This is a genomic window from Neisseria sicca (genome assembly GCF_017753665.1).
GTDB lineage: Bacteria > Pseudomonadota > Gammaproteobacteria > Burkholderiales > Neisseriaceae > Neisseria > Neisseria flava.
On sequence record NZ_CP072524.1, the window covers coordinates 1,315,830 to 1,329,594 of the forward strand.

A 13,765-nucleotide genomic window follows, 5' to 3' on the forward strand; every position below is an offset into this window, starting at 1 on the left:
CGACCTCATCAATAGGCGATGCTTTTTGCAGCTTCGTTCAAACCGTTTTCCAAAGATTCCAGCATGGCGGTATAGCCGTCGCCTTGTTGCGGGGTGGTAACGTCAAACGGTTTGTTGCGTCCGTCCGGCCATAGGGCGTAGCCGCTGACGGTAGTCTGCCCCTGATAGCTGCCTTGGAAGGCTTCGACATAGATTTTCAGGGTTTGGCCGCTTTGGCTGCGTGCGGCGGGGACAAAAGTATGGCGCGGGTTGAGGCGGTTGAGTTTGTTGCTGAAGTTCGCCGCCAACGCGCCGTCAAGCGGTGCCGCCCAAAGGTGGTTTTTCGCTAGATTCACATGATACGCGTCGGTTTGGTAAACGAGGCCGCCGTTGGCAAGCGGTTCGGCAAGGTTGACTTTGACCGCGATTTCGCTGCCTTGCGCCGCCGGCCGGATGTATTGGCTGTCGGGTAGGACGAAATATTGCGGGCTTTGCGCGGTGCCGCAGGCGGCAAGCGTCAGGGCGGCGGCAATCGGGAAGAGGCGCATTATCGGCTTCCTTTCGGGATGGGGTCTTTGCTGCTGCTGTTAAAAATCAGCGCGTTGGGTTTTTCTTTTAAAGTATTAATGACGGGCTGTACGTCTCTGAGGGTTTTGTCCAGGCTTTGCAGGGTGTTTTGTACGTCGCCATAAATAGGCGATTGCGGCGATACGCCTTGCAGGGTTTGGCGCAATTCTTTCAGGGTTTGGTTCAGCTCGTTCGGAATGTTTTGAGTTTGCGGTTTGCCGACCAGTTTGTCGATGGAACTCAGGGCGGCATTGGCAGATTTGAGGGTAGATTTGAGTTCGGTGAGCGAGCCGTTCAAGCCTGCAACGGTTTTATCCAACGGCAGGTTGTTGAATTTCTCTAACAAATCCGCCACTTTTGCCTGCAAATCGTCCAAACCGCCGCCTTGTGTGGCAATGACGGTATCGCCTGCGTAAACGGTGTGCGGTCGCAGCTTGGGTGAAGACGAAGGCTGGTCGGTCAATTCGACCATTTTGCTGCCGGTAATCAAATTGTTGCTGGAAATGGTGGCGGTCAGACCTTTACCCAAAGCTGCTTGAAATTGTTGTTTCCAATGTTCTTTGCTTTGTTCGTCGGCATTGATTTCCATACGCGACGGCTCGATGCGGATGCGCACGGGAATCCAGCCGTTTTCAAACAGATGCAGGCTGTCGTTGCGGTCGAAATAGGGAACGTCGGAAACAACGCCGACATTCAGTCCTTTATATTCGACGGGCGAACCGGCGGTCAGACCGCGCACGGACTGTTTGAAAAACGCGGTGTAATACAACGAACGGTCATCGGGCAGATTTGCCACTTCGCTGCGGCTGTCGTAAAGCGTGAAACTGTCTTCACTTTTCACATTTTTGCTGTTTTTGGTTTTCGGCGAATCAAACGAAATTGCGCCGGAAAGCAACGCGGGCAAAGGAGCGGAATTGAGTTTCACGCCGCTGCCTGTGGTTTCGATATTGATGCCGCTCTCCAGCCAAAAGCGGCTTTCCGAATTAATCAATTTGTCGTTCGGGCTTTGGATGAAGATGGTGTAATGCACGGTTTGGTCGGCAGGCTCGAAATGCGCGCTTTCTACCTGTCCGACCATAAAGTTTTCATAAAGTACGGGGCTGCTGACGTTGAGGATTTTATCGTTTTGACCGACCAGCTTCAGGCGCAGGCCGCTTTGTCCGATGGCGGCAATCGGCGGGATGTCCTGTACTTCAAATACATCCTTCGTTTCATTGTTTTTGCCGGGCGTAAACGCGATATACGAACCAGACAGGAGCGTGCTCAAACCGGTTACGCCGCTTTGGTCGATACGCGGTTTCACCACCCAAAACTGCGTATCGCTGCGGATGAGGTCTTTCGCATCGGCATTGAGTTGGGCGGTAACTTCCACGCCTTTTTGGTCGTCGCGCAGCTTGATGCGGGTAACGTGTCCGACATCGACGTTCAACACTTTAATCACCGTGTTGTTCACCTCAATGCCTTCCGCGCTGTCCATCAAAAGCGTGACGACCGGACCTCGGTTGCGGATGTCCTTTACCAGCAGCCAGCCGCCCGCAATCAGCGCAATCAGCGGAATCAGCCACACGATAGACGTGAAGACATTGGTTTTTTTGACGCGCGCGGGTGCGCGATGCGTTTGAGAAGAATCGTGTTTTTTCATTGTTTCTGGTTATCGTCGGAATCGGGGTCGTCTGAAAGCTGCTGCTGCCTGTCCCAAATCAGGCGGGGGTCGAAATAATAGGCAGACAGCATGGTCAATACCACCACCAGGCAGAAATAAACCGCCGCCCCGCCGGGGACAACGCGCGCCATATTGGTGTGGAACGAACTCATCAAAATAATAATCACAAAAATATCAATCATCGACCAGCGGCCGATGGATTCGGTAATCCGGTAAAGCACCGACATTTTCGGCGCGCTCATCGGCGGTTTGAAATAAGCAGACGCAATCAAAACCGCCATCGCGATAATCTTCAATACCGGCACCAAAATACTCGCGCTGAAAATAATCACCGCAATCAGCCTGTCGCCGTCGTTCCACATATACACAATGCCGTTGAAAATCGTATTGACTTCCAGCGCGGTAGGGTTCGACGAAATCATAATCGGCAGAATATTCGCGGGGAAATACAGGATAAACGCCGCAATCAAAAACGCCAGCGAAATGCTCAGGCTTTTCGGGCGGCGGCGGTACAAATCCGCACCGCAAACCTCGCAAGGCTGCTCGTCTTTATCGCGGAAATACAAGCAGCGGCTGCAACAGGTTTTGTCTTCGGATGCCGCTTGTACCGCATCCCCGCCCGTCAGCCTGTGGATTTTATAATAAACCCAATGCTGAGGAATCGAGACTGAAGTCCGAATCAGCATGACCGACAGCGCAAACATCAAATAAAATGCCGAGCCGAATTCAACCTCCGCCACAGACGAGAGCTTGATATACGCCACCAAAGTGGAAATAAAGAACACATCCACCATAATCGCATGACGCAGCCTGACCAAAACCCGCGTCGCAAACCGCAACGCAGGATACGCCCGCTCGCGCACCAACGCGGTATAAACGTACAAACAGAGCAGCAAAAACAATACCGGCGCGCCGAACGTGAGGACGAACATCACTTCCGCCAGAAAACCGTAATCCTGATAAATCAAAAGCCGCATCATTTCCGGCAGCGACAGGACGGATGTTACGCCAAAGAGTTCCACGCGGATATAAACCATGCTGTACGCAAACGCCATCAAAATCAGCGAAGTCGTCGCGTAAGCCAGCGGCGCAACATAAGGATTGTTTTCCACCTCGACCACTTCATGATTGCACACCGGACAATGCGCTTCCTGCCCCTGCCGCAGGCGCGGAATATCCATGCGGTTGCCGCAGTCCGGGCAATCCACCGTATGCGCCGGCAGCGATGCGTCGGGCAGGTAGGATTTATAACGCCACCAACGCGTATAGCTAGGAATCGGTTTCATGAAGAAAGGGAGACAGAAAAGTATATAGAAAGACTCAGCATTATAAGGGAAAACAGAAAGATAGCCTAACCTCACTAAATGTTAAGGCACCAAAAGGTCGTCTGAAAACATTGCTGTTTTTGCCTATATCCGATAAGCCAGAGCAAATCAAAACAGCAAATATAGTCAATTAAAATCAAAATAGGACAGCAGTGCATCGTCAAATCGGGCGTAATCAGACAAAACGGTTCTCAGATACCGCTTAATATTCGCCCACACCTTCTCAATCGGGTTGAGCTCAGGTGAATAAGGTGCAAGAGGCAATACCTTATGTCCCAATTTTTCCGCCATTTCCCGTAAGACACCCATACGGTGAAATCGTGCATTATCTAAAATAATCACCGATTTTTGAGTCAATGCGGGCAGTAGGCATTGCTGAAACCACGCTTCAAAAAAGACTCCGGTCATCGTATTTTGATAAACTGTAGGAGCAATCAGCCGGTTGCCGACTTGTGCGGACACCAGAGATAAGCGTCGGTATCTTTTTCCACTTATCTGCGCTTTCACTATTTGCCCTTTCAGGCTGCGGGCATAGGGACGGAACAGGTAGCGGTCAAATCCTGTTTCATCCAAATAAACACGTTGGTAGTCGGAAAATTCGGCCGGCTGTGTCAAATAATGCGTTACTTTGGCCGGGTCTTGTTCTTTGTAAGTGGCGGTCTTTTTTTGCGCGTCATCCCCATCTGTTTGAGTGCATAGCAAACGGCGGCTGCCGTACAATCAAAATGTTTGGCGATTTCATGCAGATAGGCATCCGGGTGTTGCCCAACATATTGGGCCAGTTTTTGCCTATCCAATTTGACGGCATTTAGACCGGTCACTTGATGTTTTAGGCTGCCTGTTTGTTTTTTAAGGCGAATCCACAGGTAAAGCGTGTTTCTTGACAAGTTAAACGTTGCTGCGGTTTGGCTGATGTTTTTGCATTGTTCGTAATAGTTTAAAGCTTTGTTTCTTAAGTCCGCAGAGTATGCCATGGTTAGACCTTCAAAGTTGAGTATTGTACTATTTTGTTTTTAATTGACTATATCTACATTGTTACCACCACCCTCCCCTGCAATTATTTCACCCCAAAATGTGTGATTCAAAAATCTGAGCTACTTTTCCACAATAAAATAAAAGGTCGTCTGAAAATAAGTTTTCAGACGACCTTTCAAACATATAACCCAATTAACCCAAATCAAACGCTTTGTGCAGGACGCGGGTGGCGAGTTCCATGTATTTCTCGTCAATCAAGACGGAAACTTTGATTTCTGAGGTAGAAATCATTTGGATGTTGATGCCTTCTTCGGCGAGGGTGCGGAAGATTTTGGCGGCAACGCCGACGTGCGAACGCATGCCTAAGCCGACTGCGGAGACTTTGCACACGGTGTCGTCGCCGTCGATGGCGGCTGCGCCGATGCTGTCTTGCAGTTTGGTCAGGATTTCGATGGTTTGTTTGTACTCGCCGCGCGGTACGGTGAAGGAGAAATCAGTGGTGCCTTCGCTGCCGACATTTTGGATGATCATGTCCACTTCGATGTTGGCATCGGCAACCGCGCCTAAAATCTGATAGGCGACGCCGGGTTTGTCGGGTACGCCGCGCACGTTGATGCGGGCTTGGTTTTTATCGAATGCGATACCGGTTACGGCAGCTCTTTCCATGTTGTCGTCCTCTTCAAAGGTAATTAAAGTGCCGTTGCCGCCGTCTTGCAGGCTGCTCAGTACGCGCAGGCGCACTTTGTATTTTCCGGCGAATTCTACTGAACGGATTTGCAAAACTTTCGAACCGAGGCTTGCCAGTTCGATCATTTCTTCAAATGTAACCGTATCCATGCGGCGCGCTTCAGGTACGACGCGGGGGTCGGTGGTGTAAACGCCGTCTACGTCGGTATAGATTTGGCATTCGTCCGCTTTGAGGGCTGCGGCGAGCGCAACGGCGGAAGTGTCTGAACCGCCGCGTCCGAGCGTGGAAATATTGCCTTCGCTGCTGATGCCTTGGAAACCGGCAACGATGACGACTTTGCCTGCGTCGAGGTCGGCGCGCATTTTTTCGTCATCGATGCTTTCGATGCGGGCTTTGGTATGTGAAGTATCAGTTTTGAGGGCAACCTGCCAGCCGGTGTAGCTTTTGGCATCCACGCCGATGTCTTTCAATGCCATTGCCAAAAGGCCGATGGTTACTTGTTCGCCGGTAGCTAAGACGACGTCCAGCTCGCGCGGATCGGGATGCTCCTGCATTTCGTGCGCCAGCGCAACCAAGCGGTTGGTTTCGCCGCTCATGGCGGATACGACGACAACGATGTCGTGTCCTTCGGCGCGGGCTTTGGCGACACGTTTGGCTACGTTTTTAATGCGTTCGGGTGAGCCTACTGATGTGCCGCCGTATTTGTGTACGATTAACGCCATGTTTCGTGCTTTCTGTTTGAGATTGGTAGGGCAGCGCGGTGCTGCAAAGTCGAAATCTTCCCGTCTGCTTGAGCGAGTTTTCACGCTGCGGCAAAAGGCGGGCAAATCTTTGTGTATTTTACTGTCGTTTACATGAATTTCAAAGATAAATTGGATTTTGGCGGCAAATAGGCCGTCGGATAGCGGAGGTCGTCTGAAAATATGGTTTCAGACGACCTTTTGCTGTAGAACCAATAGTTAAATCACGTTATATTTTCCCATTCAATTAGCACAAAAGCCTAATTGTTAAGAACTATTTAATTTGAAGGGATATTGAATTAATGCGTCTAGAAGCGGTATAGTGCCATTTATTCAGATTCAAATTAATAGACATAGGAAAGGAATTTCATTATGCAAATCAGCGCACGCAACCAATTCAACGGCATCGTTAAAGACATCCGCAACGGCGCGGTCAACAGCGAAGTAACCGTATCCCTGCCGACCGGACAGGAAATCGTAGCAGCCGTTACTTGCGAGAGCGTCAGCAACCTCGGCTTGGAAAAAGGCAAGGCTGTTGTGGTGCTGATTAAGGCGGGCAGCATCTTGATTGCCAACAATCTCGACAACATCAAACTTTCCGCACGCAACCAGTTGCCAGGCATCATCAGCCATATCGAACGCGGCTCGGTCAACAGCATCGTTGATTTGGACTTGGGCGATGGCTTGGCTTTGAGCGCAGGCATTACCGTGAAAAGCAGCGATTTGCTGAATCTGGTACCCGGCCAAAAAGCAACGGCTGTTTTCAAGGCAGGCGCGGTTATTTTGGGCGTATTGGCATAATCCGAACTGTCCGATTCAAAAAAGCCGTCTGAAACTTCAGGTTTCAGACGGCTTTTTTATCATTTGCAGGATACCGTTATCCGACAGAGCGAGATAGTTTTAATGCGTTTTGCTGATGCGCGGTTAACTCGGCAATGCCTTTTTGCGCCAGCGCAATCAGTTTGCCCAATTCATCGAGGCTGAACGGCGCGCCTTCCGCCGTGCCTTGGATTTCGATGATTTTGCCCGAAACGGTCATAACGATGTTGACGTCGCTGTCGCAGCCGGAGTCTTCGGGGTAATCCAAATCCAAAAGCGGTACACCGTTCACGACGCCTGCGGAGACGGCGGCAACGGCTTCGCGGATGGGATTTTCGCTGATGAGGTCGTCTGAAAGCAGCTTGTTGACCGCAATTTGCAGTGCGACGAATGCGCCGGTAATAGACGCGGTGCGCGTTCCGCCATCAGCCTGAATCACGTCGCAGTCAATTAGGATTTGGCGTTCGCCCAGTTTTTCCATATCTACGACGGCGCGCAGCGAACGCCCGATCAGACGCTGGATTTCCTGAGTGCGACCCGACTGCTTGCCTGCCGTGGCTTCACGGCGCATACGCGAGGCGGTGGACGCGGGCAGCATCCCGTATTCGGCAGTAACCCAGCCCTGCCCCTTGCCGCAAAGGAACGGCGGAACATTTTCGTCGATGGAAGCGGTGCAGATAACTTTGGTGTTGCCGCATTCGATCAGGCACGAACCGTCGGCGTGCGGCAGGAAGTGCGGGGTGATTTTGATGTCGCGCAGGCTGTCGGCAGCGCGTGAAGTGCGGGTGTAATTGCTCATGATTTGTCCTTTGGGGAAGCGGTGAAAATTTGTGGTCGGTATTATACGGGATTCGGTGGGATGGCTGTTTAAGGTCGTCTGAAATCGTTTTCAGACGACCTTATCCTATATTGTGTTATAGTCCCTCCACTTTCACTCGTATTTTGAAACGGAGTAAAACCATGACTCAATCCATCCATATCCACAGTATGACCGGCTTTGCCAATGCCGCAGGCGAATGCGGCGGCAAGCGCGTGAACTTGGAAATCCGCGCGGTGAACCACCGTTATCTGGATGTCCAATTCCGTATGCCCGAAGAATTGCGCCATCTGGAAGGCGCGTTGCGCGAGAAAATTGCGGCTTCAGCCGCACGCGGCAAACTGGAATGCCGCATTCAGTTGCAGGACGCGGCGGTCGGCGGGCAGAGTTTGGAAACCAATGAAGAATTGGTGAAACAGCTTGCCGACTTGAACAAAACTTGGCGCAAGGAACACGGTTTCGGTAAGCTGACGGTCGCTGAAGTATTGCGCTTTCCGGGGGTATTGGCAGGTCAAAGCGAAGACCCCGAGGCTTTGGCAAAAACCGTACAAGAACTGCTGGACGAAGCATTAAAAGAATTTGCCGCCGCCCGCAAACGCGAAGGCAAAAAACTCGGCGAACATTTGTTGCAACGTTTGGCCAGCATGGAAGAAATCATGGATGCCTTGAGCGAGCTGTTCCCCAGCCTGCTTCAGGCGCATATGGACAAGGTGAACGCACGCTTGGCGGAAGCGGTCGGCAATATCGACAACGACCGTTTGCAGCAGGAATTTGCGCTGTTTATCCAAAAATCGGACGTTGACGAAGAATTCAGCCGCCTGCGCACGCACATCGCCGAAGTCCGCCGCATCGTTACGGAAAACAAAGGCAGCGCGGGCAAACGCTTGGACTTCCTGATGCAGGAACTGAACCGCGAAGCGAACACGCTGGGCAGCAAAGCAATCGCGGCGGAATGCACGCAGGCTTCGGTCGAACTGAAAGTCTTAATCGAGCAAATGCGCGAGCAGGTTCAAAACATCGAATAAGCCTTCAAAAATAAAACAAAGGTCGTCTGAAAAGCCATTTTCTGCTTTTCAGACAACCTTTTTTGATACCGCAATCCGCACCCTACCCTATTATTCAACATACTGTCCCACCCTATTTACCGAACCTCCCTCCCCTGCTTTTCAGACGACCTCCTGCCCGCTATAATACGCTTGCAAATTATTTGCATTATCATTTAATTCAGGAGAAACGCATGAGCACCCGTACCGAACACGACACCATGGGCAATGTTGAAGTCCCGTCCGAAGCCTATTGGGGCGCGCAGACCCAGCGCAGCCGCAACAATTTCAAAATCGGCGGCGAAACCCTGCCGCAGCCGTTGATTTATGCTTTGGCGCTGGTGAAAAAAGCCGCAGCCGCCACCAATGTTTCCCTCGGCAGGATTAAGCCTGAGCAGGCGGATTTGATTACACAGGCGGCGGACGATGTGTTGAACGGCAAGCTCGACGGGCAGTTTCCTTTAGTGGTTTGGCAGACCGGCTCCGGCACGCAGTCCAATATGAACATGAACGAAGTGCTAGCAAACCGCGCCAACGAAATCGCCGGTACGGGTTTGGCGGCGTACCAGCCCGTCCATCCCAACGACCATGTGAACCACGCGCAATCGACCAACGACGCGTTCCCGACCGCCATCCACGTTGCCGCCGCGATTGAAATCAACCGCCACCTCATCCCCGCCGTGAAAGCCCTGCGCGACACCTTGGACAAAAAAGCCAAAGAATTCGCCCCCATCGTCAAAATCGGCCGCACCCACTTGCAGGACGCGACGCCGCTGACTTTGGGACAAGAGTTTTCCGGCTACGTTTCCCAGCTCGACCACGGCTTAGGCCGTCTGAACGACGCACTCAAAGGTTTATACGAACTCGCCTTGGGCGGCACGGCGGTCGGTACGGGCTTGAACAGCCATCCCGAATACGCCGAAAAAGCCGCCGCCAAACTTGCCGAATTGTCCGGCCTGCCGTTTGTCAGCGCGCCGAACAAATTTGAAGCCTTGGGCGGACGCGATGCCGCCGTTGCCGCTTCGGGCGCATTGAAAACGCTGGCGGCAAGCCTGAACAAAATCGCCAACGACATCCGCTGGCTGGCAAGCGGCCCGCGCTGCGGTTTGGGCGAAATCAAAATCCCCGAAAACGAGCCGGGTTCGTCCATCATGCCTGGCAAAGTCAACCCGACCCAATGCGAAGCGATGACCATGGTGTGCTGCCAAGTGTTCGGCAACGACGTTACCATCGGCATGGCGGGCGCGTCGGGCAATTTCGAGCTGAACGTCTATATGCCCGTCATCGCCTACAACCTCTTGCAATCCATCCGCCTCTTGGGCGACGCATGCAACAGCTTCGATGAACACTGCGCCGTCGGCATCGAACCCGTGCCGGAAAAAATCGACTATTTCCTGCACCATTCCCTGATGCTCGTTACCGCGCTGAACCGCAAAATCGGCTACGAAAACGCCGCCAAAGTCGCCAAAACCGCCTATAAAAACGACAAATCGTTGCGCGAAACCGCCGTTGAGTTGGGCTTGCTGACAGGCGAAGAGTTTGACGAACTGGTTGTTCCCGCCGATATGGTTCATCCGCGTTGATTGGCGGTTTGAAATACGGCAAAGGTCGTCTGAAAACCGGGATTGGTTTTCAGACGACCTTCTTTATCTCAACAGCCATATCGCCCGCTTTCTGCAATTTTCAGACGACCTTTCGATAATCCCGTTGCGAAAAGCATTATAATCACCGCAATCTCAGTTCAACCGCCCTACCCCGAAAGGTTCGCATGTCCACTTATTCCCTCTTCGTTACCTGCCCGCGCGGTCTTGAAGCCCCTTTATCCCAAGAACTCGAACAACTCAAATGCCAAGACATCCGCGCCGTTGACGGCGGCGTCGCGTGCAAAGGCGGTATGGAGCAGGTGTACCGCATCAACCTGCATTCGCGCACCGCAAGCCGAGTGCTGTTGCGCTTGACCAAAAGCGGCTACCGCAGCGAGCAAGACATTTATAAAGCGGCGAAAAACATCCGCTGGACGGATTGGTTCGACTTGGAACAAACCTTCAAAGTTAAAGTAGAAGGCAAGCGCGCCCAAGTCAAAAGTTTGGATTTCGTCGGGCTGAAAATCAAAGACGCCGTATGCGACGTGTTCCGTGACGCTTGCAGCGCGCGTCCCAGCGTCGGCAAAATCCGCCCCGACATCCGCATCCATGCCTTTATTGACGAGCGCGACATTCAAATTTTCATCGACACATCCGGCGAAGCCTTGTTCAAACGCGGCTACCGCCAAGACACGGGCGAAGCGCCGGTGCGCGAAAACTTGGCGGCAGGCTTGCTGCTGCTGGCAGGCTATGACGGCACGCAGCCTTTCCAAGACCCGTTTTGCGGCAGCGGCACCATCGTCATCGAAGCCGCGTGGATTGCCACCCGCCGCGCGCCCGGTTTGATACGCCGTTTCGGGTTTGAAAAGCTGAAAAACTTCGATGCCGCCCTTTGGAAAAAGCTGCAACACGAAGCCGAAACGCAAATCCGCCCCGCGCCTGCCCCGATTTCGGGCAGCGACAATGACCGCTATATGATCCGCGCCGCGGTTGCCAACGCCCAAGCTGCCGAAGTGGACACGTTTATCCGTTTTGAAGTCAAAGACGCGCAGGACACCCGTCCGAACGGAGAGGGCGGCATTTTGATTTCCAATCCGCCTTACGGCGTCCGCCTTGCCGAAGTCGAAGCCCTGCAAGCCCTTTACCCGCAGTTGGGCGCGTGGCTGAAGCAGCATTACGCGGGCTGGCTGGCTGGCATGTTTACCGGCGACCGCGATATGCCGAAATTCATGCGCCTTTCGCCCAAACGCAAAATCCCGCTTTACAACGGCAACTTAGACTGCCGCCTGTTTTTGATGGATATGGTCAAAGGGTCGAACCGATAAATATAATAAAAGTCGTCTGAAACAGATTTGGCGGGTTTCACCAAACGTTTCAGACGACCTTTTGACAAAAAATCAGTATTTCACCGAATCATTGCCGCTGTTTTTCTGAATAAACTCGATTTTATAGCCGTCGGGATCTTCAACAAAAGCAATAACGGTCGTGCCGTGCATCATCGGCCCTGCTTCGCGCACGACTTTTCCGCCCATCTCTTTTACACGTTCGCAAGCTTTATAAGCATCGTCCACTTCGATAGCGATGTGGCCGTAGGCGTTGCCTAAATCATAGCTTTCGGTATCCCAGTTGTGGGTCAATTCCAAAACCGTATTTTCAGTTTCGCTGCCATAACCGACAAAAGCCAGCGTGAAACGGCCTTCCGGGTAATCGTGGCGGCGCAAGAGCTTCATGCCCAAAACGTTTTGATAAAAATCCAAAGATTTTTCAAGGTTGCCGACGCGCAGCATGGTGTGGAGCAGGCGCATGATTGTGTTCCTTTTATATGTTGTTAAAACAGGATTTTAACACGAAACGCAAGCCCTAGCCCGTATCAACGGCAGCAAACATAAGCTTTCAGACGACCTTTACCGTAAAAGTAAACCATCCGCCGCAGCTATTGCCAGCCGTCAAAAAATTCGCTATAAGGGAATTATATGAAACATATTAACATTTATATACAGACAACCCAAAAAAGGATTCAGAGATGAAAATCGGTATCCCACGCGAGTCATTATCCGGCGAAACCCGCGTCGCCTGTACGCCTGCCACCGTTGCCCTGTTGAGCAAACTGGGCTTTGAAACCGTTGTCGAAAGCGGCGCAGGTTTGGCGGCAAGTTTGGATGATGCGGCTTATCAAGCAGCAGGCGCGACCGTTGCCGACAAAGCAACGGTTTGGGCATGCCCTTTGCTTTACAAAGTCAACGCGCCGTCCGAAGGCGAGCTGCCGCTGCTCAAAGAAGGGCAAACCATCGTCAGCTTCTTGTGGCCGCGCCAAAACGAGGCTTTGGTCGAAGCCTTGCGTGCCAAGAAAGTGAACGCGCTGGCGATGGACATGGTGCCCCGTATTTCGCGCGCACAGGCTTTGGACGCTTTGTCTTCGATGGCAAACATCAGCGGCTACCGCGCCGTGATTGAAGCCGCCAACGCCTTCGGCCGTTTCTTCACCGGTCAAATCACCGCCGCCGGTAAAGTGCCGCCCGCGCAGGTTTTGGTGATCGGTGCCGGTGTGGCAGGTTTGGCGGCGATCGGTACGGCAAACTCGCTCGGCGCAGTGGTCCGCGCGTTCGACACTCGCTTGGAAGTGGCGGAACAAATCGAATCGATGGGCGGTAAGTTCCTGAAACTCGACTTCCCGCAAGAATCAGGCGGCAGCGGCGACGGCTACGCCAAAGTGATGAGCGACGAATTTATCGTCGCCGAGATGAAGCTCTTTGCCGAACAGGCGAAAGAAGTGGACATCATCATCACTACCGCCGCCATTCCGGGCAAACCCGCGCCCAAGCTGATTACCAAAGAAATGGTGGAAAGCATGAAATCCGGCTCCGTCATCGTCGATTTGGCGGCGGCGACGGGCGGTAACTGCGAACTCACCAAACCGGGCGAATTGTTCGTAACCGACAACGGCGTGAAAATCATCGGCTACACCGACATGGCAAACCGCCTTGCCGGACAGTCTTCCCAGCTTTACGCCACCAACTTGGTGAACCTGACCAAGCTGTTAAGCCCGAACAAAGACGGCGAAATCACGCTGGATTTTGAAGACGTGATTATCCGCAACATGACCGTTACCCGCGACGGCGAAATCACCTTCCCGCCTCCGCCGATTCAAGTTTCCGCCCAGCCGCAGCAAACGTCGTCTGAAAAAGCCGCGCCTGCCGTCAAGCCCGAGCCGAAACCCGTTCCCCTGTGGAAAAAACTCGCGCCCGCCGTCATCGCCGCCGTATTGGTACTGTGGGTCGGCGCGGTTGCTCCCGCAGCATTCTTGAACCACTTTATCGTGTTCGTCCTCGCCTGCGTCATCGGTTACTACGTCGTCTGGAACGTCAGCCACTCGCTGCATACCCCGCTGATGTCCGTGACCAACGCCATTTCCGGCATCATCGTCGTCGGCGCGCTGCTGCAAATCAGCCAAGGCAACGGCTTCGTTACCCTGCTTGCCTTCATCGCCATCCTGATTGCCAGCATCAACATCTTCGGCGGCTTCTTCGTTACGCGCCGGATGTTGAATATGTTTAGGAAAGGGTAAA

12 protein-coding genes are annotated in these 13,765 nt (G+C 52.8%); 5 read left to right on the forward strand and 7 right to left on the reverse strand.

Translation table 11 applies throughout. The features are described from left to right. Nucleotides 1-8: 8 nt before the first annotated feature. The 5 genes from J7445_RS06205 to J7445_RS06225 all read right to left on the reverse strand — a co-directional run bounded on the left by J7445_RS06205 (nucleotide 9) and on the right by J7445_RS06225 (nucleotide 5,919). A complete protein-coding gene (locus tag J7445_RS06205) occupies nucleotides 9-527 on the reverse strand; it encodes a PqiC family protein (RefSeq protein ID WP_209282744.1) in 519 nt (172 codons plus the stop codon). After that, nucleotides 527-2,188: an intermembrane transport protein PqiB gene (gene pqiB, locus J7445_RS06210; RefSeq protein WP_209282745.1), complete on the reverse strand. Its 1,662-nt coding sequence runs from the start codon at nucleotides 2,186-2,188 to the stop codon at nucleotides 527-529. The genes J7445_RS06205 and pqiB overlap by 1 nt, the downstream gene beginning before the upstream one ends. Next, the gene (locus J7445_RS06215) at nucleotides 2,185-3,495 is read right to left on the reverse strand and encodes a paraquat-inducible protein A (protein ID WP_209282746.1); all 1,311 of its coding nucleotides are present in this window, start codon (nucleotides 3,493-3,495) and stop codon (nucleotides 2,185-2,187) included. Before J7445_RS06215 ends, pqiB begins: the two co-directional genes overlap by 4 nt. Before the next feature lie 165 nt (nucleotides 3,496-3,660). Next, nucleotides 3,661-4,508 (reverse strand): IS630 family transposase gene (locus J7445_RS06220; RefSeq protein ID WP_209282747.1). Its coding sequence is split into 2 segments (ribosomal slippage): nucleotides 3,661-4,193 and nucleotides 4,193-4,508, totalling 849 coding nucleotides; the frame shifts between segments, so codons are not numbered across the junction. A gap of 193 nt (nucleotides 4,509-4,701) precedes the next feature. Then, on the reverse strand, nucleotides 4,702-5,919 hold the full coding sequence (locus tag J7445_RS06225) for an aspartate kinase (protein ID WP_019271009.1): 1,218 nt from the start codon (nucleotides 5,917-5,919) through the stop codon (nucleotides 4,702-4,704). Between the two features lie 390 nt (nucleotides 5,920-6,309). Here J7445_RS06225 and J7445_RS06230 point away from each other — a divergent pair, with 390 nt between their 5' ends. Beyond that, the gene (locus tag J7445_RS06230; RefSeq protein WP_209282748.1) at nucleotides 6,310-6,738 is read left to right on the forward strand and encodes a TOBE domain-containing protein; all 429 of its coding nucleotides are present in this window, start codon (nucleotides 6,310-6,312) and stop codon (nucleotides 6,736-6,738) included. 76 nt (nucleotides 6,739-6,814) lie between these two features. On the opposite strand, the gene rph is transcribed toward J7445_RS06230, so the two are convergent. Beyond that, complete coding sequence (gene rph / locus J7445_RS06235; protein ID WP_209282749.1) at nucleotides 6,815-7,555, reverse strand: ribonuclease PH; 741 nt, start codon at nucleotides 7,553-7,555, stop codon at nucleotides 6,815-6,817. Nucleotides 7,556-7,716: 161 nt separating this feature from the next. Between rph and J7445_RS06240 the strand changes: the two genes are divergently transcribed. From J7445_RS06240 to J7445_RS06250, 3 genes are all read left to right on the forward strand, one after another. Next, nucleotides 7,717-8,598: a YicC/YloC family endoribonuclease gene (locus tag J7445_RS06240; RefSeq protein WP_209282750.1), complete on the forward strand. Its 882-nt coding sequence runs from the start codon at nucleotides 7,717-7,719 to the stop codon at nucleotides 8,596-8,598. Between the two features lie 212 nt (nucleotides 8,599-8,810). Next, complete coding sequence (gene fumC, locus J7445_RS06245; RefSeq protein ID WP_209282751.1) at nucleotides 8,811-10,199, forward strand: class II fumarate hydratase; 1,389 nt, start codon at nucleotides 8,811-8,813, stop codon at nucleotides 10,197-10,199. Nucleotides 10,200-10,384: 185 nt separating this feature from the next. Further along, the gene (locus J7445_RS06250) at nucleotides 10,385-11,524 is read left to right on the forward strand and encodes a THUMP domain-containing class I SAM-dependent RNA methyltransferase (protein WP_070656779.1); all 1,140 of its coding nucleotides are present in this window, start codon (nucleotides 10,385-10,387) and stop codon (nucleotides 11,522-11,524) included. Between the two features lie 72 nt (nucleotides 11,525-11,596). Here the strand turns inward: J7445_RS06250 and gloA are convergent, their stop codons facing one another. Continuing rightward, nucleotides 11,597-12,004 carry a lactoylglutathione lyase gene (gloA, locus tag J7445_RS06255; RefSeq protein ID WP_019271354.1) on the reverse strand — a complete coding sequence of 136 codons (408 nt, stop codon included), beginning with the start codon at nucleotides 12,002-12,004 and terminating at the stop codon, nucleotides 11,597-11,599. A gap of 218 nt (nucleotides 12,005-12,222) precedes the next feature. Between gloA and J7445_RS06260 the strand changes: the two genes are divergently transcribed. Then, nucleotides 12,223-13,764, forward strand: coding sequence for a Re/Si-specific NAD(P)(+) transhydrogenase subunit alpha (locus J7445_RS06260; protein WP_209282752.1), 1,542 nt, complete (start codon nucleotides 12,223-12,225; stop codon nucleotides 13,762-13,764). Nucleotide 13,765: the final 1 nt, after the last annotated feature.

Bases quoted from the DNA above. Each gene is read 5' to 3' on its own strand.
- J7445_RS06205 (WP_209282744.1), bottom strand. From the start codon at position 527: ATGCGCCTCTTCCCGATTGCCGCCGCCCTGACGCTTGCCGCCTGCGGC.
- pqiB (WP_209282745.1), bottom strand. From the start codon at position 2,188: ATGAAAAAACACGATTCTTCTCAAACGCATCGCGCACCCGCGCGCGTC.
- J7445_RS06215 (WP_209282746.1), bottom strand. From the start codon at position 3,495: ATGAAACCGATTCCTAGCTATACGCGTTGGTGGCGTTATAAATCCTAC.
- J7445_RS06225 (WP_019271009.1), bottom strand. From the start codon at position 5,919: ATGGCGTTAATCGTACACAAATACGGCGGCACATCAGTAGGCTCACCC.
- J7445_RS06230 (WP_209282748.1), top strand. From the start codon at position 6,310: ATGCAAATCAGCGCACGCAACCAATTCAACGGCATCGTTAAAGACATC.
- rph (WP_209282749.1), bottom strand. From the start codon at position 7,555: ATGAGCAATTACACCCGCACTTCACGCGCTGCCGACAGCCTGCGCGAC.
- J7445_RS06240 (WP_209282750.1), top strand. From the start codon at position 7,717: ATGACTCAATCCATCCATATCCACAGTATGACCGGCTTTGCCAATGCC.
- fumC (WP_209282751.1), top strand. From the start codon at position 8,811: ATGAGCACCCGTACCGAACACGACACCATGGGCAATGTTGAAGTCCCG.
- J7445_RS06250 (WP_070656779.1), top strand. From the start codon at position 10,385: ATGTCCACTTATTCCCTCTTCGTTACCTGCCCGCGCGGTCTTGAAGCC.
- gloA (WP_019271354.1), bottom strand. From the start codon at position 12,004: ATGCGCCTGCTCCACACCATGCTGCGCGTCGGCAACCTTGAAAAATCT.
- J7445_RS06260 (WP_209282752.1), top strand. From the start codon at position 12,223: ATGAAAATCGGTATCCCACGCGAGTCATTATCCGGCGAAACCCGCGTC.